This is a genomic window from uncultured Streptococcus sp., from assembly GCF_963525625.1.
In the GTDB taxonomy this organism is placed as follows: domain Bacteria; phylum Bacillota; class Bacilli; order Lactobacillales; family Streptococcaceae; genus Streptococcus.
On the sequence record NZ_CAURLD010000001.1, the window covers coordinates 71,063 to 88,659 of the forward strand.

The 17,597-nt window shown below is 41.4% G+C and carries 20 protein-coding genes and 1 tRNA gene; 18 read left to right on the forward strand and 3 right to left on the reverse strand.

The genetic code is table 11. From position 1 onward, the window contains the following. Positions 1-14: 14 nt before the first annotated feature. The 3 genes from RYK49_RS00355 to RYK49_RS00365 are packed head-to-tail and all read left to right on the forward strand — an operon-like array spanning position 15 to position 2,333. Positions 15-992: a replication initiation protein gene (locus RYK49_RS00355; RefSeq protein WP_314831474.1), complete on the forward strand. Its 978-nt coding sequence runs from the start codon at positions 15-17 to the stop codon at positions 990-992. A gap of 11 nt (positions 993-1,003) precedes the next feature. After that, the gene (locus RYK49_RS00360) at positions 1,004-1,192 is read left to right on the forward strand and encodes a DUF3173 domain-containing protein (RefSeq protein ID WP_000369785.1); all 189 of its coding nucleotides are present in this window, start codon (positions 1,004-1,006) and stop codon (positions 1,190-1,192) included. 1 nt (position 1,193) lies between these two features. After that, positions 1,194-2,333: a site-specific integrase gene (locus RYK49_RS00365; protein ID WP_314864542.1), complete on the forward strand. Its 1,140-nt coding sequence runs from the start codon at positions 1,194-1,196 to the stop codon at positions 2,331-2,333. A gap of 86 nt (positions 2,334-2,419) precedes the next feature. On the opposite strand, the gene RYK49_RS00370 is transcribed toward RYK49_RS00365, so the two are convergent. Together RYK49_RS00370 and RYK49_RS00375 are read right to left on the reverse strand one after the other, a co-directional pair. Next, a tRNA-Lys gene (locus tag RYK49_RS00370) sits at positions 2,420-2,492 on the reverse strand. Between the two features lie 264 nt (positions 2,493-2,756). Further along, positions 2,757-4,025, reverse strand: coding sequence for a replication-associated recombination protein A (locus RYK49_RS00375; protein WP_314864544.1), 1,269 nt, complete (start codon positions 4,023-4,025; stop codon positions 2,757-2,759). An 87-nt stretch (positions 4,026-4,112) separates the two neighbouring features. Between RYK49_RS00375 and RYK49_RS00380 the strand changes: the two genes are divergently transcribed. From RYK49_RS00380 to RYK49_RS00400, 5 genes are all read left to right on the forward strand, one after another. Then, complete coding sequence (locus tag RYK49_RS00380; RefSeq protein ID WP_314864546.1) at positions 4,113-4,583, forward strand: DUF3013 family protein; 471 nt, start codon at positions 4,113-4,115, stop codon at positions 4,581-4,583. A gap of 9 nt (positions 4,584-4,592) precedes the next feature. Beyond that, positions 4,593-5,045: an NUDIX hydrolase gene (locus RYK49_RS00385; RefSeq protein WP_314864548.1), complete on the forward strand. Its 453-nt coding sequence runs from the start codon at positions 4,593-4,595 to the stop codon at positions 5,043-5,045. Next, positions 5,042-5,512 carry a GNAT family N-acetyltransferase gene (locus RYK49_RS00390; protein WP_023916732.1) on the forward strand — a complete coding sequence of 157 codons (471 nt, stop codon included), beginning with the start codon at positions 5,042-5,044 and terminating at the stop codon, positions 5,510-5,512. Before RYK49_RS00385 ends, RYK49_RS00390 begins: the two co-directional genes overlap by 4 nt. 144 nt (positions 5,513-5,656) lie before the next feature. Continuing rightward, a complete protein-coding gene (gene prmA, locus RYK49_RS00395) occupies positions 5,657-6,610 on the forward strand; it encodes a 50S ribosomal protein L11 methyltransferase (protein WP_314864633.1) in 954 nt (317 codons plus the stop codon). Then, positions 6,611-7,363, forward strand: a complete 753-nt coding sequence (locus RYK49_RS00400) for a 16S rRNA (uracil(1498)-N(3))-methyltransferase (RefSeq protein ID WP_023916736.1) — start codon at positions 6,611-6,613, stop codon at positions 7,361-7,363. 43 nt (positions 7,364-7,406) lie between these two features. Here the strand turns inward: RYK49_RS00400 and RYK49_RS00405 are convergent, their stop codons facing one another. Then, positions 7,407-9,818: a bifunctional 2',3'-cyclic-nucleotide 2'-phosphodiesterase/3'-nucleotidase gene (locus RYK49_RS00405; RefSeq protein ID WP_314864554.1), complete on the reverse strand. Its 2,412-nt coding sequence runs from the start codon at positions 9,816-9,818 to the stop codon at positions 7,407-7,409. Positions 9,819-10,062: 244 nt separating this feature from the next. Between RYK49_RS00405 and RYK49_RS00410 the strand changes: the two genes are divergently transcribed. The 10 genes from RYK49_RS00410 to RYK49_RS00455 all read left to right on the forward strand — a co-directional run bounded on the left by RYK49_RS00410 (position 10,063) and on the right by RYK49_RS00455 (position 17,147). Next, complete coding sequence (locus tag RYK49_RS00410; RefSeq protein ID WP_111676673.1) at positions 10,063-10,359, forward strand: WXG100 family type VII secretion target; 297 nt, start codon at positions 10,063-10,065, stop codon at positions 10,357-10,359. 80 nt (positions 10,360-10,439) lie between these two features. Beyond that, the gene (locus RYK49_RS00415) at positions 10,440-10,859 is read left to right on the forward strand and encodes a DUF5082 family protein (protein WP_314831242.1); all 420 of its coding nucleotides are present in this window, start codon (positions 10,440-10,442) and stop codon (positions 10,857-10,859) included. 15 nt (positions 10,860-10,874) lie between these two features. Next, positions 10,875-11,138: a hypothetical protein gene (locus tag RYK49_RS00420; protein ID WP_002916165.1), complete on the forward strand. Its 264-nt coding sequence runs from the start codon at positions 10,875-10,877 to the stop codon at positions 11,136-11,138. 27 nt (positions 11,139-11,165) lie between these two features. Beyond that, on the forward strand, positions 11,166-11,825 hold the full coding sequence (locus RYK49_RS00425) for a DUF4176 domain-containing protein (protein ID WP_314831243.1): 660 nt from the start codon (positions 11,166-11,168) through the stop codon (positions 11,823-11,825). Further along, on the forward strand, positions 11,822-13,390 hold the full coding sequence (locus RYK49_RS00430; RefSeq protein ID WP_314831244.1) for a T7SS effector LXG polymorphic toxin: 1,569 nt from the start codon (positions 11,822-11,824) through the stop codon (positions 13,388-13,390). The genes RYK49_RS00425 and RYK49_RS00430 overlap by 4 nt, the downstream gene beginning before the upstream one ends. 6 nt (positions 13,391-13,396) lie before the next feature. Then, positions 13,397-14,296, forward strand: coding sequence for a hypothetical protein (locus RYK49_RS00435; protein ID WP_314831245.1), 900 nt, complete (start codon positions 13,397-13,399; stop codon positions 14,294-14,296). Next, positions 14,289-14,600: a DUF4176 domain-containing protein gene (locus tag RYK49_RS00440; RefSeq protein WP_004188959.1), complete on the forward strand. Its 312-nt coding sequence runs from the start codon at positions 14,289-14,291 to the stop codon at positions 14,598-14,600. The genes RYK49_RS00435 and RYK49_RS00440 overlap by 8 nt, the downstream gene beginning before the upstream one ends. A gap of 172 nt (positions 14,601-14,772) precedes the next feature. After that, positions 14,773-16,140, forward strand: a complete 1,368-nt coding sequence (locus RYK49_RS00445; RefSeq protein WP_314831246.1) for a T7SS effector LXG polymorphic toxin — start codon at positions 14,773-14,775, stop codon at positions 16,138-16,140. 34 nt (positions 16,141-16,174) lie between these two features. Next, positions 16,175-16,843 (forward strand): hypothetical protein, encoded by a 669-nt coding sequence (locus RYK49_RS00450; protein WP_314864556.1) that lies wholly within the window; start codon positions 16,175-16,177, stop codon positions 16,841-16,843. Continuing rightward, on the forward strand, positions 16,833-17,147 hold the full coding sequence (locus RYK49_RS00455) for a DUF4176 domain-containing protein (RefSeq protein ID WP_314831248.1): 315 nt from the start codon (positions 16,833-16,835) through the stop codon (positions 17,145-17,147). Before RYK49_RS00450 ends, RYK49_RS00455 begins: the two co-directional genes overlap by 11 nt. Positions 17,148-17,597: the final 450 nt, after the last annotated feature.

The window sequence follows — 17,597 nt, forward strand, 5'->3', positions numbered from 1 at the left end:
AAGGGGGGACAATTTTGTTGGTTTCTATACAAGATTTAAGAAGCATTCAAGAACGATGTGATGTAAGAGAATTAGTACAGAGGTTAGATGTCAGTATTGATAGACTAACGGTTATCTGGGATACAGATACTGGTTCCCTAAGACGGATTTTCAAAAATCTGAAACAGGCAATAAGTACAAGAGTTGACTCATTTGAAATATATGATAATGTTCGAGATGATGTCTTTACTTTAGCTAAAGTTTTTAATGAGTATGATTCGATCAATATTATATTTTTTCAATTATCCATTTATGGAGGTGAACAATTGATTCGGATTGATTTCAATCCTAACACTTTAAAAGAATTTGATGGAATGAAAGTATGGAGGCAATTAATGTACTTTGCCAGATTGAATTCATTGACGGTACGTTTGTCTCGTTTTGATTTGGCATTTGACATTTTCAACAGGCCTGAGATTGTTAATTTGCAACATATTAAAGGTGGTGTTACCCATAAGGTCTTCTATGGTCGAGGGGGTGAATTAGAGACGAAATATTGGGGTTCTAGCGGTAGTAATGTACAAGTTAGGTTATATGATAAGAACAAAGAAATCATTGCTCACAAGCGTGAAGAGAAGCTAGATTTGGCTGTAAATCCGTTTTGGTGGAGACTGGAGTTCCAACTCAGAACCAAAGCGATTGGTGAGGAGATGGTCCAAGATATTATGAATCGACTTGATAATTTCGGATTTTATAAGCTAGAACATATTCGAGTGGAGCAAAGAGCATTTACAATTATCTTTCTCAACAATCCTGAACTTTTATCATTGGCTTTTCCAAATTTAAAATCAGACAGCATCAAAAAGAAAAAAACAAGAGTCCGCAAACTATTGAGAGAAGAAACGAACCAATTTGCGGAAGAATTAAAAGAAGTATTAATACAGAATCTCCCTAAATTAAATACAGAATTACAACTACTTGTAGGTGAGTTTCTGAATTTAGAAAATAAATAAGGAGGATAACTATGGATAATAATTTAATTAGTAACAAAGAATTAATTGAAATGGGCTATCGCCCTCATACAGCGAATGATATCATTCATCAGGCAAGAGAATTACTTGTATCACGAGGCTATACATTTTATAATCGCAAACGTTTGATGGTTGTTCCAAAAAGTGTTGTAAATGAGATTCTAGGAACAGAGGTGGCGTAATATGGCAAGTGTTCGTTACCGAAAGCGAGGAGATAGTAATTTATGGACCTATGAAATTCGTAACGAAGGAAAAACAGTTGCTCATAATAGCGGTTTTAAAACAAAAAAACTTGCAGAGTCAGAAGCTGAACCGATTCTGCAAGAACTTCGTTTAGGAAAAAGAATTTCTAGAGATATTTCTCTTGTAGATCTATATCAAGAATGGCTCGAACTAAAAATTCTACCGAGTAGTAGGTCGGAAGAGACAAAGAAAAAATATCTTCTCCGTAAAAACACAATTGAAAGATTATTTGGAAATAAAAAAGTCACTCAAATTCGTGCGAGTGAATACCAAAGAATTATGAATAAGTATGGGCAAACAGTTGGTAGAAATTTTCTTGGTAGATTAAATACTGGGATTCATCAGAGCATCCAAATGGCAATTGCCGACAAAGTTCTAATAGATGATTTTACACAACATGTCGAGTTATTTTCATCCAAAGAACAACAGATGACAGAAGAGAAATATTTACATACAGAAAAGGACTATCTGGATTTACTTTTAACAGTAAAGAGAAAATTTGATTACCAACGTTCAATTGTTCCTTATATCGTCTATTTTCTATTAAAAACAGGCATGAGGTTTGGAGAGTTAATAGCGTTAACTTGGAATGAAGTTGATTTTGATAGAGGACTGCTAAAAACATATAGGAGGTTTAACACCCTTTCTCATAAATTTGTCCCACCAAAAAACAAAACGTCTATTCGGATAGTACCGATAGACGAAGAATGTATTAAGATATTACAAGTTCTAAAAATTGAACAGGAGAATGCTAATAAAGAGCTAGGAATCAAGAATAGGTATAAAATGATTTTTCAGCATTATGGATATATTCACTTGGTACCAGACATTGCAAGTGTCAATAAAGCTTTGAGTGTTCTTTTAAATGAATTAGATATTTATCCAATTATCACGACAAAAGGAGCACGTCATACCTATGGAAGCTACCTCTGGCACAAAGGTTTTGACCTTGGAGTTATTGCAAAAATTTTAGGGCATAGAGATATTTCAATGTTAGTAGAAGTATATGGACACACTTTAGAGGAGAAAATTTTTGAGGAATTTAATCAAATCAGAGATGTCTGGAAAGATTGCTCATAAAAAAATGTGGGGCAAATGATGGGGCAAATCAGTTATAGACAAGCAAAAAAGCCTTGTAAATCAAGGCTTTTTCCTGTTGATTTAGATGCCCCCTGCAGGGCTCGAACCTGCGACCCATAGATTAAGAGTCTACTGCTCTACCAACTGAGCTAAGGAGGCAAAGAAAAAGCTGTATTGGTGCCGAAACTTCACGGTTTGTATTGAACCCGCGCAATTAAGCAGGTGGGCAACTCGCTCTAACTGAAGCTGTTTCCGTGTGAGACGGCCTACATGCTGTTAGAAGACTTTTGTTTCCCTAATAATACAAAAAATAGTCGGTCAACACTTAAGTGTGAAGTCGTACACCACAGCGTTTCTATAATTATGATACCATAAATTTTGAAAAATTCAAGAGAAAAATGTGATTTTTTGCAAACGATGTCATCATTTTTTTAAGTCGTCAATCTTATCCTTAGTCATTCCAAGAGCTCGCTCGTATTTGCCATTCTCATTAGGAGTGAAATAATTGGCGTCTTTTATCTTGTCGGGTAGATAGTCCTGCTTGACCCAATTGCCAGGATAGGAGTGAGGGTAGAGATAGTCCTGTGCGTTGCCCATTTCCTTACTGCCGGCATAGTGGCCATCTCGTAAGTGGCGGGGAATAGGTAGGTTTCCATTCTTTCGTAAGTCAGCTAGGGCCTTGTCCATGGCTAGATAGGCTGAGTTGGACTTGGGAGATAGAGCCAGATCGATAACAATATTGGCAATAAGGATACGGGCTTCAGGAAAACCAATCCGCTGAGCTGCCTCCAGAGCTGTAACAGTATGAACTTGAGCGTCAGGATTTGCCAGACCAATATCCTCGTAAGCGATAACGGTCAAGCGTCGAGCCAGGCTAGGCAGGTCTCCTGCCTCAACGAGACGAGCTGCGTAGTGGAGGCTAGCATTGACATCAGAGCCACGGATGGACTTCTGCAGGGCAGAGAGGACATCGTAATGGCCGTCCCCATCCTTATCCATAGTGATATAGCTCTTTTGCAGGCTGTTTTCCATGACATCGAGCGTGATATGGCGGATGCCCTTGTCATCTTCAGGGGTAGAGAGTACGGCTAAATCCAGCGAGTTATAGGCAGAGCGCAGGTCTCCGTTGGTAGAGATAGCAATGAAATCCATAGCTTCATCGTCTAGCTCCACTGGGAAATCAAATCCTCGCTCCTTATCCGTCAAGGCTAGCTGAATGGCTATCCGGATGTCGTCGTTGCTGAGGGGCTCAAGCTCAAATATCTGAACCCGACTTCGAATAGCAGGGGTGACCGAAAAGAAAGGATTTTCTGTCGTCGCTCCAATCATGATGACCAGACCGCTTTCTAACAGCGGTAGAAGAAAGTCTTGCTTGGTCTTGTCCAAGCGGTGAATCTCGTCCAGCAGGAGCACCAGTCCGCCAGAAAATTTAGCCTCTTCAGCGATCTCCTGCAGGCGCTTCTTGCTATCTACTGTCGCATTAAAGGTCCGAAAGGCATATTTAGTTGTGCCGGCAATAGCCGAAGCGATGGAGGTCTTGCCGATGCCGGGTGGCCCGTAGAGAATCATCGAGGACAGGCGGTTGGCTTCAACCATACGGCGGATGATTTTCCCAGGTCCAACCAGATGTTGCTGGCCGATGATCTGATCAATATCAGTAGGCCGCATGCGCAGGGCTAGGTTTTCTGGCATAAGATTTCCTTTCTGCAAGTGTTTTTCTTGGCTTTTTGTGTTACTATTGTAGATAGTAATATTTTATCACAATGAAAAGAGGAAATCATGGCTAAGTACGGTTTTTTGGAGATATTGGACGAGGAAATGGGGAAGAGCTTTCCTTTTGACTATGAGATAAACTGGGACAAGAAGAATCATGCAGTGGAAGCAGCCTTTCTTCTTGAGGTGCAAAATCCAGGCGGGATTGAGACGGTTGATGCTGAGGGCAATGCTTCGGCTGAGGATATTTACTTTGAGGAAGCCGTGCTTTTCTATAATCCGACCAAGTCTCGTTTTGAGGCCGAGGACTATCTGGCTACCCTGCCCTATGAGCCGAAGAAGGGGCTGTCACGGGAGTTTCTGGCTTATTTCGTGGATTTCCTAACCCAAACGGCTGAGTCTGGCCTTGATGCCCTCATGGACTTCTTAGTAGATCCTGAAGCAGAAGAGTTTGAGATAGCTTGGAATGCTGAGGCTTTTGAAGATGGCAGAGCAGATTTGACTGAGACAGACTTTTATCCTTATCCGAGATATTAGGAGGCGCTTATGGAAAATGCAGAAGAATTAGATTTGCTGCACAAACAGATGGAATTTTCAGGCTGCAAGATTGCCTTGCTCTGTGATGATAAGCTACTGACTATCTTGCGAGACGATATTTCAACCATTCCTTGGCCCAATATGTGGGAGCTGCCAGGTGGTGGCCGCGAGGACGAGGAGACACCTTTTGAATGTGTTCAAAGAGAAGTTTTTGAAGAGCTTGGTTTGAAGCTTGAAGAAGCGGATATTGTCTGGGTTAAGGAATATCAAGGAATGCTTGATCCTGACAAAACCTCTATTTTTATGGTGGGAACCATCACTCAGGAAGAATGTGCCAGCATTGTCTTTGGTGATGAGGGCCAGGCTTATCAGATGATGGATGTGAGCCAGTTTTTAGCAGATGAAAAGGTTATTCCGCAGCTACAGGACAGGTTGATAGATTATTTGGAGGTGCGAGCATGATTTATGTTGAACGGGCGGGAGCTGAGGATTTAGAGACCATTATTGCCATTCAGCGAGCGAGTTTTAAGGCCGTTTATGAGAAATATCAGGATCAATACGACCCTTATCTGGAGGAGCGTGAGCGGATTCGCTGGAAGCTGGTTGAACGGCCCAATAGTTTTTATTATTTTATCAAAGACGCCGAGAAGATTCTTGGCTTTATCCGCTTGAATACGAATGACGAACAGACAGCAGGCTGGATTGGAACAGTAGCGATTTTGCCACAGTACCAGAATAAAGGATATGGCTCTGAGGGGCTTGGTCTGATAGAGGAGACATTCTCCACCATTACACAATGGGATTTGTGCACGGTTTTGCAGGATAAAGGCATGGTGGCTTTTTATGAGAAAAACGGCTATCATCAGACCCATACGGAGCCCGAAAAAGAGGGCATGGATATGGTCTATATGACGAAAACAATGAAATAAACAAAGAAAGGATTGTTCAGTTAAATTTCTAAACTGAACCTGCCCTAAACACTGTGTCAAAAAAGATAAGGTTCTCATAGACGCAAGCGTCGTCAGAGAATTTCCTATTTTGGTCTTAGGTTTTACGGGCTTGGTATTTTAATGATGGACACTTGGCAGGAATTAACGATTGAAGTGAAGCGGGAGGCGGAGGAAGCGGCCTCTAATATTCTGATTGAGCTGGGCAGTCAGGGTGTGGCTATCGATGACAGCGCAGATTATCTGGGGCAGGTCGACCAGTACGGTGAGCTTTTTCCAGAAGTTGAGCAGAGCGAGCGGATCAGGATTACCGGCTACTACCCGGATTCAGTGGATATAGAGGCCATTGCGACCAAGGCCAATGAGCGTCTGGCTGAGCTGGATGGCTTCGGATTGGAGACGGGAGATATTCAGCTGACTCGGCAGGAACTGGCTGAGGAAGACTGGGCGGATAACTGGAAGAAATACTTTGAGCCGGCTCGTATCACACATGACTTGACTATTGTGCCGTCCTGGACGGAGTATGAAGCGACAGCTGGTGAGAAGATTATCAAGTTGGATCCTGGCATGGCCTTTGGTACGGGCACTCACCCGACGACCAAGATGAGCCTCTTTGCGCTGGAGCAGGTCCTGCGGGGTGGTGAAACGGTGTTGGATGTAGGCACAGGCAGCGGCGTCCTCTCCATTGCCAGCTCTCTCTTAGGCGCTAAGGATATCTACGCCTATGATTTGGACGAGGTGGCAGTGCGCGTGGCCCAGGAAAATATCGAGCTCAACCCTGGTATGGAGAATATCCATGTGGCACCGGGAGATCTTCTTCGAGGTGTAGAAATCGAGGCGGATGTCATTGTTGCCAATATTTTGGCCGATATTCTCATCCATCTGACAGAGGATGCCTATCGTCTGGTCAAGGATGAGGGCTATCTGATTATGAGTGGGATTATTTCTGAGAAGTGGGAAATGGTGCGCGAGTCAGCGGAAGCGGCAGGATTTTTCCTGGAAACGCATATGATTCAGGGCGAATGGAATGCCTGTGTCTTTAAGAAAACGCAGGACATTTCAGGCGTGATAGGTGGTTAGATGCAGCAGTATTTTATAAAAGGAAGTCCTCAGTCTCCTCTGGTGGTCACGGATAAGGACACGGCCAAACATATGTTTTCAGTCATGCGGTTCAAAGCGGGCGATCAAGTTACGCTGGTCTTTGATGATGGCGTGAAGCGACTGGCTCGGGTGTTGGACCCCAGTCAGCAGAGCTTGGAAATCTTGGAGGAGCTAGCAGACAATACCGAGCTGCCGGTTCAAGTGACCATTGCCTCAGGCTTTCCCAAGGGTGATAAGTTGGAATTTATCACTCAAAAGGTAACGGAGCTAGGAGCCAGTGCTATCTGGGCTTTCCCAGCGGACTGGTCGGTGGCTAAGTGGGATGGCAAAAAGCTATCCAAAAAGAGTGAAAAACTGGAGAAAATTGCTCAGGGAGCAGCGGAGCAGAGTAAGCGAAATCTGATTCCTGAGATTCGGCTCTTTGATAAAAAGGCAGACTTTCTGGCGGCCTTGGCAGCCTTTGACCGCATCATCGTGGCCTATGAAGAATCGGCCAAAGAAGGAGAATCTGCAGCTCTAGTCCGGGCTCTGTCGGGCTTGCCAGCCGGCGCAAAAGTGCTCTTTATCTTCGGACCGGAGGGCGGTCTATCGCCAGAGGAAATAGCATCCTTTGGCCAAGCAGGCGCTGTGTCAGCAGGTTTGGGTCCACGTATCTTGCGGGCTGAAACAGCTCCGCTTTATGCCTTGACCGCAGTCAGTGTTTTGTTGGAATTGAGCAAGGACAGTCTTTAAAAAGCAAAATCAGCAGCCATTTGGGCTGCTGATTTTTTAATTATTATTGTCTTTCTCGTTTTTTGAAGGCGAAGATTCCTGCAAGTCCAGTCACAACAAGTCCCAAGAGTCCGAGCGAGGCTGTCTTTTCTCCAGTTGCTGGGAGCCTTTCTGCTCCTACCTGTCTGTGGGACGCTTGCTTGTTTGTACTAGGGTCAACAGCAGTCAAGACAGGGAAGTCTACTCTGCTATGCTGCAGGTTGGCTGCTTCGACTGCGATAGTCGGAGAGATTGACTGTTCGATAGGCACCGGTTCAGTTTTCGGTGCGACGTAGACGAATTTGTATTCGCCGAATCCTTCTTGGGCAGATGCCGCTAGATAGACGATGTCTCCGTCAGTACTAATCAAGTTCTTGGCCTTATCAGCTGTCAGGAAGCGCAGGTCCAGTCCCTTGATGGTATCAGCGAAATGCCAGTTCTGATCAGCACTTGGATTGATATTTTTGACAGCCAAGATATAGTTGATGATAGCTTGACGGTTTTCCAGATTGAGGAGACGATTGAGGCTGGCTTCTCGAACACCAGGGAAGTTACCGTTAGACCGGTAGTTGTTGGTCACGACGATAAATTCCTGATTGGGGTCAATCTCTTTGCCTTGGTATTTCAGGTTGCGGACTCGGCTGGCATTTGGGTTGGCCAGTTTGCCTTCGCGGTCGTATTTGTTCGGCTGGGTAATGTCAAACTCATAGGTAACACCGTCGATAACATCAAAGTTATAAGTCCGGTAGTCAGTATTGATGAGATTTTGCGGTTGGTTATTATTTGGGTCAATGGTATTGAATTGGCCAGCTGACATTTCCAACCATTCTTTGAGCTGGGCACCGTTGACCTTGAGGATAGCTGTGACATTATCATAAAGATAGAGGTCTGCTACGTTCTTGATGGCAATAGGACCAGCTGGAATGTCTGTGTAGGCCGTTGCATCCCCACGAGTTCCTGCCTTGAAAGGCGCTGCTGCAGACAGGATAGGAAGGTTGGCTTCAGGCGTGCCAGCCAGCTCTTGCTTAGCATACCAAAGCTGGGCATTGTTGACGATTTGCACAGATGGATCGTCTTTGACCAGAGAGAAGTAGCTTGTAATGGGTGCAGTCGTAGTGCCGACTTGCTGGCGGACATAGTTGATAGTACCTTGGTGGGATTCTTTGGCAATGTCAATGACGCGCTGATCTGCTACATTAGACTTGGTATCTACTTTGCGGATGGAGCCCTTGCTGTCAGTGACTTTCCATTTGCCGTCGGTATAGTTCAGCTTGAGGTCAATGACGCCCAGATGGTCGCCGTATTTTCCAGCCATGGTTACTGGAGTACCGTTGATTTTCCCGTTGACACCGTCTACGCCAGGGTATTTTTCGTAGAAGCCAGTTCCGTTTCCACTTGGAAATTCTGCGTGGGAGTGGCCCGTTACGACAGCATCCACACCTGGCAGGCTAGCGATTTGATAACCTTCATTTTCCTCGCCTTTTTCATACTTGTCATCTCCGATACCAGAGTGAGAAAGCACCAAAGTGATGTCTGCACCAGCCTTGCGCATCTCAGGAATGATATCTCGAATAGCCTCAACAGAATCGCGAACAACCACTTTTCCTTCTAGGTTTGCCTTATCCCAGTTTAGAATCTGTGGCGGTACAATCCCAGTCACACCAATCTTGACGGTCGTCAAGCGGCCCTGAGTATCTGTAAAGGTCTTTTCGATGATTTTGTAAGGCTGATAGATGAATTTACCAGTCGCTGGATCCAGCACATTTGCATTGACAATAGGCAGGCCAGCTGTCTCAATCACGCGGTTCAGATAGTCCAGACCATAGTTAAACTCATGGTTCCCAAGCGTACCAGCTTCAAAGCCCAGAGCTTGTAAGGCAGCGTACATAGGGTGCTGTTCGCCCTTCTCCACAGGATTCACAATGGCCTTGTAGGTTCCAAGCGGCGTTCCTTGGATGGTATCGCCATTGTCCACCAAGAGGACGTTCGGATTTTCTTTCTTGGCCTTCTCGATCAGCACGGCTGTTTTAGCCAGTCCCAAGGTCTCGACCGGCTTGTCCTGATAGTAGTCGTAGTTGACTAAGTTGGTATGGAGGTCGGTTGTTGCCAAGATACGAACATCGACAGTCTGTCCCTCCACGGGCTTAGTGTCCTCAGTAGCCGCGACGTTGCGAGCCATAGCCATCAGAGCATCAGCGTTCCCACTGGCATTTTCTGGAGAAATAGCAGAGCTAGGCTCCGTGCTCTCTGGTGTCGCAGTAGCTTCAGTAGGACTTGCAGCAGTCGTTGGTTTTGCTTCCGCTGCGCTGCTTTCTACTGCAGCAGGATTAGCAGTGACCGGTGCAGTATTTTCATCAGCCTGAACAGCATTTACAGCTGCCGCAAGAGTCGCTGCACTCAAAAGCGCAACCGTTTTTTGAAGGGATGATTTAGACATAATATCTCCTTTGTTAAAATGAATTTCAGACTTATATTATACTATATTAAAACGCTATCATCAAGTTTTTAGAAAACTATATAAGTAATAAGAAGTGTTCAAAAAAATAGAATATAGCCTTTAATAGTAATCACATAATAAAAATCTATTGTAAAATACTTGACAATCATTAACAAAAAAGTTAAAATTGTTAACATAAGATGTTCTATCAAGAACAATTAAATTATAAATAAGGAGTCCAATTATGGCAGAAATTTCATTATCCCCAGAACAGCTCACCTCGCAAGCTGCAGTTTATTCTAATGCTCGCGATCAAATCGAAGCAGCTATTCAGACAGTAAATACTGCTAACGGTGAAATGCAAGCACACTGGAAAGGTAGTGCCTTCCAATCTTATCTTGAACAATATCAACAATTGCATGGTGATGTGGTTAAATTCCAAGAATTGTTGAGCTCTATCAATCAACAATTGGTTAGTTATGCTAATACTGTATCAGAACGTGATACAGCGGATGCAAATAGCTTTGGTTTTAAAGGATAAAAAAAACTCTGGAATGGAGGGATGGGATTGCTTCCTGTCTCTCTTTAATTTAGCCAGAATTCAGAAAGAGGAGAATAAAAATGTCGAGTGCATCTTATTATCAAGGATTAGCTAATCAAGAATCTCAAAATCATGATGATGCAATTTCTCAAAAAGCTGCCGTAGATGCAAAGATTTCTCGCTTAGAAACTGCCAAATCGGACTTATCCACTCAGATAAATAATTTTCAGACAGGTATTATAGATGCCTTAACGAAAATAAAAGGGGAAGATGAATCCAGTTTTAAAGGGGATCGGAAGAATAAATATGCAGAGAAGTACGATTCTGCTAATACTGCTGCTACAACTAATAAAACGAGTCACGACACAAATTTGAGTAGTATAGATGCTAAGATTGGGGAGCTTCAAGCAGAGTCGGCCAGCTTACAGACAGCAGCAGATACGGCCTATAATAACATGCTTAATTATCAGTCTTTGGCAAATTCAGCTAGTTCAGAATAGAGGATGGAAAGATAAATGGCAAATACAGGAACGGATTATGGTGTTTGGACCGGACTGACCAATTCAGTTAGTACAAGCATCTCTGGCATTTCAGATATGGCAGAGTTAACTTTTTCAGCAACAACAATGACTCCTTTTACATCTTTTAATGACGAGATTAAGTCATTTAATACAGCGATTAGCAGTCTCAAGACTTTCACGACAACGGATGTAACTCGTATGAATCAAGCGGCTGAAAATAAAGTGACTGATGACCAAAATCAAGCAAATGCTAAATAGGTAAGTTAGCAGAAAGGAACGAGATAGATGAATGAGATAAGTGACCTTTATCAAAAATCCTTGCTTCAATTAGGAATTGATGAGGGTGAGAGAGCCATTTTGGAGCAAGTGGGTCAATCCTTAATTAGTCAAGGAGATGCATTTCGTAGGCTTCAGTTGGCAATTGTCAAGAAAGAGTCCTTTTATAGCTACAGTAGCTTGCTTGGCACATCTGTTACGATGGAGTTTGATTGGGAACGGGGAAAAGTAACTCTGGCTTATTTAGGCTCGGAGCTCATTTTGTCTATGAAAGACTTTAGAATTTGGTTATCTTATACTGATTTGCTTTTAGCTCCGATCCTCCCCTTGGGCAGTTTGGTAGAGTTAGATCGCGAGCTGCTTCCAGAGGAATTGGTATCCGAGATGGAGAAGGCCAAAGTTCCCCTTATGGCGATGATTACGGGGCGTAGGTTAATCTCTGAACCAGATGATCGGGAATACATAGATTATCTAGCTAGCATCTATCCCTATGGTATGAGGCCAGATATTGAACCTTTATTTATCCCAAGCTATTTGATTTCTCAGGTTATCCAAGAAGGTTACAGCGATACTTTGGATCAATCCTATGTAGATCAGCAGTATCGTAGGGATTATTTTCGACAGAGGATTTTTTCCGTAACACATAGTATTGAAGGAGAAGATAGATGAAAATAGATATGACAGAGGTTCATAACCAGAAGACAGCATTGTCTAACTCACAAACCTCGATTACTACTCAGCTTGAGACAGCTAAGACCTCTTTTGTGAATTTGGTGAGTTCGGAAAGCCTCAAAGGAGATGTCAAGGGAGCAATTGATGCCAAGATTAGCAATCACCAAGTTCCCTTATTGACGAATTTTTCTAATGCATTAGCGGTGCTCTCTGCTCAATATGATAAGACTATTGAACAGTTTAAATCAACAGTTTCAGAGACCGCAGCAGATGCAATTATTGATACGGATTATCTGCAAGGGCTTTTAGATGGTTTTTCGAGTATAGAGACCAATATTAGTACGGTGAATCAAGCAACTGCAAATATTTATAGCTCCATCTCTGATATTATCAGTCTGACGAATCCAGATGCTAGTACAATTACTACTCCTTTGTCAGAAGGAAAGACCATTTTGACTGATACTAAAACCAATATGGCTAGCTTCAATGGTTGGAAGCGGGGAGATGAGTATAGTAAGGTACTGCAGTCGCAAACTCAAACTTTAGAAAGTCTTTCTACTATGGCGGGTCTTTCATTTACTGATGCAGAAGCCAAGGCGTTCTATAATAGCCAAGATTTCTTAAAAGCAGTTAAGAAAATTTCCTCCAAAGCAAATGGCTCAACACCAGTAGAACTGTTAGGATTGGTTTCTAAGACGATTAATAAAGATTTGGGGAAATGGAAGAGGTGGAATGCATATGACCACTTTGTAGCCTTTATGGGTAGGGATGAAGTGAAGCGCATTGCACAAATTCTAGGGCTTACTCCTTCAAAATTAACTAAGGCACTCCTTAAGTCGGATGGTATTTGGGAGATTTTAGACGCGCTAGAAAAGAAAGGCCCTAAAGCATATAAATTTGTCTCAAAGATTCTGGATGGAATGGCAAAGTACGAGTCGCTGGGTAAATTTGGTGGTAAATTGGGCAAAGCGCTAGGTAAAGGATTTGATTGGTTGCAAAAGGCAGCTAGTCCTTTAAAATCATTTGCTAAATGGGGCTTGCAGAAAGTTTCTGGTTTCAAATCTTTAGAAGAAGCAATTAAAACTGGTAAAAATTTAGTTGGTGATGCTAAGTTTTTGGGCAAAGGTATAAAGTTTTTAGGGAAATTAGGAACTGTTGCAACATTCGCAGAACTGGGAATCACTGGTATTTCTAGTGGTATTAATGAGTATTCTAAAACGGGACATGTAGGTAAAGCTGTAGCGGGTGGATTAATTGATACAGTTAGAAGTATCGGTCCATTGGAAGGAGCGACGATAGGAGCTACTATTGGAGGAGCGTTTGGAACAGCAATACCTGTACCAGTTTTAGGGACTGTTTCTGGTGCTGCAATCGGTGCGACAGTTGGTTTGGTTGTTGGAGGAGTAAATTCTGTTGCACAGTGGATAAATCCACATTTATATGATGATGCAAAAAAACTCGCATACGACGGAATTGACGCAATAGGAAAAGGAATTGAGAGTGCTCAAAAAACTGCTTCTAATGTGTTTGGTGGTATAGGCAAGGCACTAGGATTTGGGTGATGGCTTATGATTAAAAAATCGTTATTTAAAGCTAGTTTTGAAGAGAGTCTAAATTTACAGGATGATCCCATTTCAGGAGAATTTTCCAATAAAAATTTAGCATCTGCTCAAGAAAAAGAGAAATACAGAGGTACTCCAAAATCGTATGTATGGTTAACTGTTTTAACAATTGTTTTCATAATCGGTCCTAATTGGCTTATAACAGCTTTAACTAACTACCTTTATCATCATTCTGAGGATTCTCCTCTATTGCCACCGATTCATAATTTCTTGCCTAACTGGCTATTTATTATTTTCTTACTCGTATGGCTTTTACTGATTCTTTTTGGGAAACGCTTTTCTCAGCAGTTTATCCTTATATATAGAGGACAATTTCACTTATTTGTCACATTCCTAATTTGGTTGATTGTCGAAATGAATCTATTTTTATTGACATTTTTGTATAGTACGATGAAAGCGACAGGAACAATCCTTTTCTTTCTTTTGTTTGGGCTTATGTGCTACATTATCGTCCGAAGCAGGCGAACTTCGTTACTGTCATTGCTATATGGCAAACAAGAAGATGCACAAGGCGAACAAGACTGGCTGGGGAGACTGTTTCATAAAGTGGCTGCATTTATCTTCAAATATGGTCTTGGAGTTATTGTAGTTTTGCTTATTTCTAGGTTGATTTTTCCTCAGATGGTAGGTTTTAGATTGGATATCCTAGGAGTTTTGCTTATTTGGTTTGCAGGTGATTTGTTATTTGTTATGCTAGAAATTTTTCTAATATTTCCATTTATGCTTCAAGGATATTACAAATGGAAATACCCAGAAGAATATCGTCAGTGGGAAGGTAAGACTGTAGAGGAATGGTATGGGAAAAAATATTTAAAAAAACATAAGGAGTTATTAGAAAATGAGTAAATCAAAAGAATTATTACCGTTAGGTAGTATTGTTTATTTGGAAGAAGGAACCCAGAAATTAGTTATTGTTGGCCGTGGCGTTATCTTTGATGATCCTGACACTGGGAAACAAGTATTAGCAGATTATATGGGCGTTCTTTACCCTCAAGGCTTACAACCAGAGTCAACAATTTTTTTCCAGCATGAAAATATAGATAAAATAATTTTTGAAGGATATAGAGATGAGGAAGAATCTCGCTTTTTGGAAATTTATCATGACTGGGAATCAGAATTGACTATTCCAAGAAAGGAAATTGTTAAATAAAAAGGTAGTATAGGTGGCTATTCTATCGCAGAGAATCAGTTTTATGATTCTTAATAGAACTAGAAAATCGCTTCATTGTATTGAAGCGATTTTCTAGTTCTCAGCTATTGAAACTGTGGTATAATGGAAGGAGCATGATTCCCGATAGTGTCTGGACCATTATAATGGATATATGACAGAGGTTCATAACCAGAAGACAGCATTGTCTAACTCACAAACCTCGATTACAACTCAGCTTGAGACAGCTAAGACCTCTTTTGTGAATTTGGTAAGTTCGGAAAGCCTCAAAGGAGATGTCAAGGAAGCAATTGATGCCAAGATTAGCAATCATCAGGTCCCCTTATTGACGAATTTTTCCAATGCTTTAGCCGTTCTTTCTGCTCAATACGATAAGACTATCGAACAGTTTAAATCAACAGTCTCAGAGACAGCGGCAGATGCGATTATTGATACGGATTATTTACAAGGGCTTTTAGATGGCTTTTCGAGTATAGAGACCAATATTAGTACGGTGAATCAAGCAACTGCAAATATTTATAGCTCCATCTCTGATATTATCAGTCTGACGAATCCAGATGCTAGTACAATTACTACTCCTTTGTCAGAAGGAAAGACCATTTTGACTGATACTAAAACCAATATGGCCAGCTTCAATGGTTGGAAGCGGGGAGATGAGTATAGTAAGCTCTTACAAGTTCAGGCGACTGCTCTGAAGGGACTGGAAGGAGCAGGTAAGAGTTCCTTTACATCAAAAGAAGCACAGGCGTTTTATAAAGGCACTGCCTTTATGGATGGAGTTGAGGAAGTTACTAGTGCTGTTTCAAGTTCGACACCTTTAAAAATTCTGGCGAATGTTTCGAAAACAGTGACTAAAATATTAGGTAATAAATATGTTCAGCTAGGGATACAAAAAGCAGAAGTCAAGGTTAAAGAAAAGATAACAGATCCTTTTTGGGTTGCTAGACAAATTGCAAAACAAGTTAAGAAATTCGGAATCAAAATGAAAGGTGATGGTTGGAAACGTTTAGCTAAAGATGGGTTAGATCATTTTGGGACTCGTATGCAGAAGAATATTCTGGGGAATATCATAAAAGGCTCTAAAATAAAAAATGGTGCTACTAAAGCTTTAGGTACTTTATCTGATCTAAGGATGGATAAAGGGGTTAAGACCGCACTGAAGGACGTTAAGGATAGTTTCAAAAACTTGAAAACACCCAAGGGGGTTGTCAAATCTATCGGTATTATAGGGACTGTTGAAGCATTATGGGAAGGTAAGGAAACGTATGACAAGAGTCTAAAAAAATATGGACAAGCGACAGCTATTCGAGATGCAGCAGCTCACACAGCTAGTAGTGTGACTGGTCGGGTTCTCGGAGCACAAATCGGAGCAATCGCTGGTTCCTTTATTCCATTTCCAGTTGTGGGTAATCTTGTTGGAGCCTATGTTGGAGGACTGGTTGGAGGTGCTATATCATCAGGTATAAACCATGTATGGGATAAATTTTCTCATGGGGAGTGGAAGTTGCCTAAACTAGGGTGATAGAATTTGGATGAGTAATTAGAAAGAGGTTAGAATGTTTTTTCTTAGACGTCGTCGAGTATTTATTGGCGAGTGTGATGGTCAGGCAGTCTATTATGACCAGCAGACTAGAGAGGCTTTAGCAGCTCCCAAAAGTTTCCTACTCAATACTGAAGGAGCACGTAAGACCAATGCCTATATTCCTGAATTGGTGATTCTATTGATAGCAGGTGGACCTGCGGTCTTCGGATTCTTTTCAGCTTTGTCCATTGGTGTCTATAACTGGACCAGTTTGACCTATATCCTACTATTTTGGTTGGCTGAATTTTTGCTTTTGGTTGCTATTTTTGAGCGAGGATTTTATAAAAATGTTCGCAAGGCTGTTCCAACAACAGAGAAGGTGTTCTACTATGCAGTGTCACATAATTTGATGGTAAGGGATGATAATTTTGACCCAGCTAAGGCATCTGCCACAGTCTACCGAATTGTTCGATGGATTCTTGTGCTTTTTAATTTTCATTCTATATATGTTATTTATAGTTGTATTAAATCATTTGGTCAGCCTATTGAGACTAATTATGAGTTCTGGGGGATAGGGATAATCTGGTGTACAATGATATTGCTTTATAACCAAAACAACCCGGTTCGTTTTGTGAAGATTATGAAACTATACAGTCAAGGGAAAGTACGTTTTAAGGAAGAAGGAGAAGAAAATGACAGATAAAATTTTACCTTTGGGTTCAGTTGTAACCCTCAAAAATGGTGATGATAGTGAAGTGATGATTGTTTCACGAGCTAGTGTAATCGAAGTGGAAGATGGTCAAGGAGGGACTCAGAGTGTCTATTTTGACTACGGTTCAGTAGTTATTCCGAACGGGATGCAGACACCAGACAATTTGTTCTTTTTCAATAGAGAAAATGTCAAAGAAGTTTTATTTGAGGGATATAGAAACGAAGATGAGAAGGCTTTTGAAGAGCATTATGATACTTGGATGAAGTCAGCAGAAGTTCCAAAAGGTTCTATTTAAATAATGATATGAGAAGAATCGCTATATTAGAGCGATTTTTTTCTTGAGATCACTTCGTTTGTGATATAATCGCAGTCGAAATGTCCTTTCAATGTACTTTCTGATAAAAAGATTATGGGAAAGATATCTAGAGATGTTTTGAGTAGCGCAAGAAATAAAAAATACCATTAAATAAAGACAATAGATAAAACTCTGAGCAATAATATTTTAATATTAATCGGTGATAAATCAGAAGTATCTTAGGGAGGTAAGATTTACAGCAATTGAATTGGGTCAGTTTATTTGGATTCAGAATTATATATCATAGTATCTAAATTTATTTAGGTGCTATATTTTTTGTCACAACAGTACAATCTGCTTGTGAATAACTGTTTGAAAGTTTGAATATTAATACAATTCGTGATAAAATAAGACTAATCTTTGAATGAGACTAGTCAATATAAAATTTAT

Excerpts from the sequence above, each read along its gene's own strand:
- RYK49_RS00440 (WP_004188959.1), top strand. The coding sequence starts at position 14,289 with ATGAGTAAATCAAAAGAATTATTACCGTTAGGTAGTATTGTTTATTTG.
- RYK49_RS00450 (WP_314864556.1), top strand. The coding sequence starts at position 16,175 with ATGTTTTTTCTTAGACGTCGTCGAGTATTTATTGGCGAGTGTGATGGT.
- RYK49_RS00360 (WP_000369785.1), top strand. The coding sequence starts at position 1,004 with ATGGATAATAATTTAATTAGTAACAAAGAATTAATTGAAATGGGCTAT.
- RYK49_RS00430 (WP_314831244.1), top strand. The coding sequence starts at position 11,822 with ATGAAAATAGATATGACAGAGGTTCATAACCAGAAGACAGCATTGTCT.
- RYK49_RS00375 (WP_314864544.1), bottom strand. The coding sequence starts at position 4,025 with ATGCCAGAAAACCTAGCCCTGCGCATGCGGCCTACTGATATTGATCAG.
- RYK49_RS00380 (WP_314864546.1), top strand. The coding sequence starts at position 4,113 with ATGGCTAAGTACGGTTTTTTGGAGATATTGGACGAGGAAATGGGGAAG.
- RYK49_RS00435 (WP_314831245.1), top strand. The coding sequence starts at position 13,397 with ATGATTAAAAAATCGTTATTTAAAGCTAGTTTTGAAGAGAGTCTAAAT.
- RYK49_RS00420 (WP_002916165.1), top strand. The coding sequence starts at position 10,875 with ATGGCAAATACAGGAACGGATTATGGTGTTTGGACCGGACTGACCAAT.
- RYK49_RS00455 (WP_314831248.1), top strand. The coding sequence starts at position 16,833 with ATGACAGATAAAATTTTACCTTTGGGTTCAGTTGTAACCCTCAAAAAT.
- RYK49_RS00365 (WP_314864542.1), top strand. The coding sequence starts at position 1,194 with ATGGCAAGTGTTCGTTACCGAAAGCGAGGAGATAGTAATTTATGGACC.
- RYK49_RS00410 (WP_111676673.1), top strand. The coding sequence starts at position 10,063 with ATGGCAGAAATTTCATTATCCCCAGAACAGCTCACCTCGCAAGCTGCA.
- RYK49_RS00405 (WP_314864554.1), bottom strand. The coding sequence starts at position 9,818 with ATGTCTAAATCATCCCTTCAAAAAACGGTTGCGCTTTTGAGTGCAGCG.
- RYK49_RS00425 (WP_314831243.1), top strand. The coding sequence starts at position 11,166 with ATGAATGAGATAAGTGACCTTTATCAAAAATCCTTGCTTCAATTAGGA.
- RYK49_RS00445 (WP_314831246.1), top strand. The coding sequence starts at position 14,773 with ATGACAGAGGTTCATAACCAGAAGACAGCATTGTCTAACTCACAAACC.
- RYK49_RS00385 (WP_314864548.1), top strand. The coding sequence starts at position 4,593 with ATGGAAAATGCAGAAGAATTAGATTTGCTGCACAAACAGATGGAATTT.
- RYK49_RS00390 (WP_023916732.1), top strand. The coding sequence starts at position 5,042 with ATGATTTATGTTGAACGGGCGGGAGCTGAGGATTTAGAGACCATTATT.
- prmA (WP_314864633.1), top strand. The coding sequence starts at position 5,657 with ATGGACACTTGGCAGGAATTAACGATTGAAGTGAAGCGGGAGGCGGAG.
- RYK49_RS00415 (WP_314831242.1), top strand. The coding sequence starts at position 10,440 with ATGTCGAGTGCATCTTATTATCAAGGATTAGCTAATCAAGAATCTCAA.
- RYK49_RS00400 (WP_023916736.1), top strand. The coding sequence starts at position 6,611 with ATGCAGCAGTATTTTATAAAAGGAAGTCCTCAGTCTCCTCTGGTGGTC.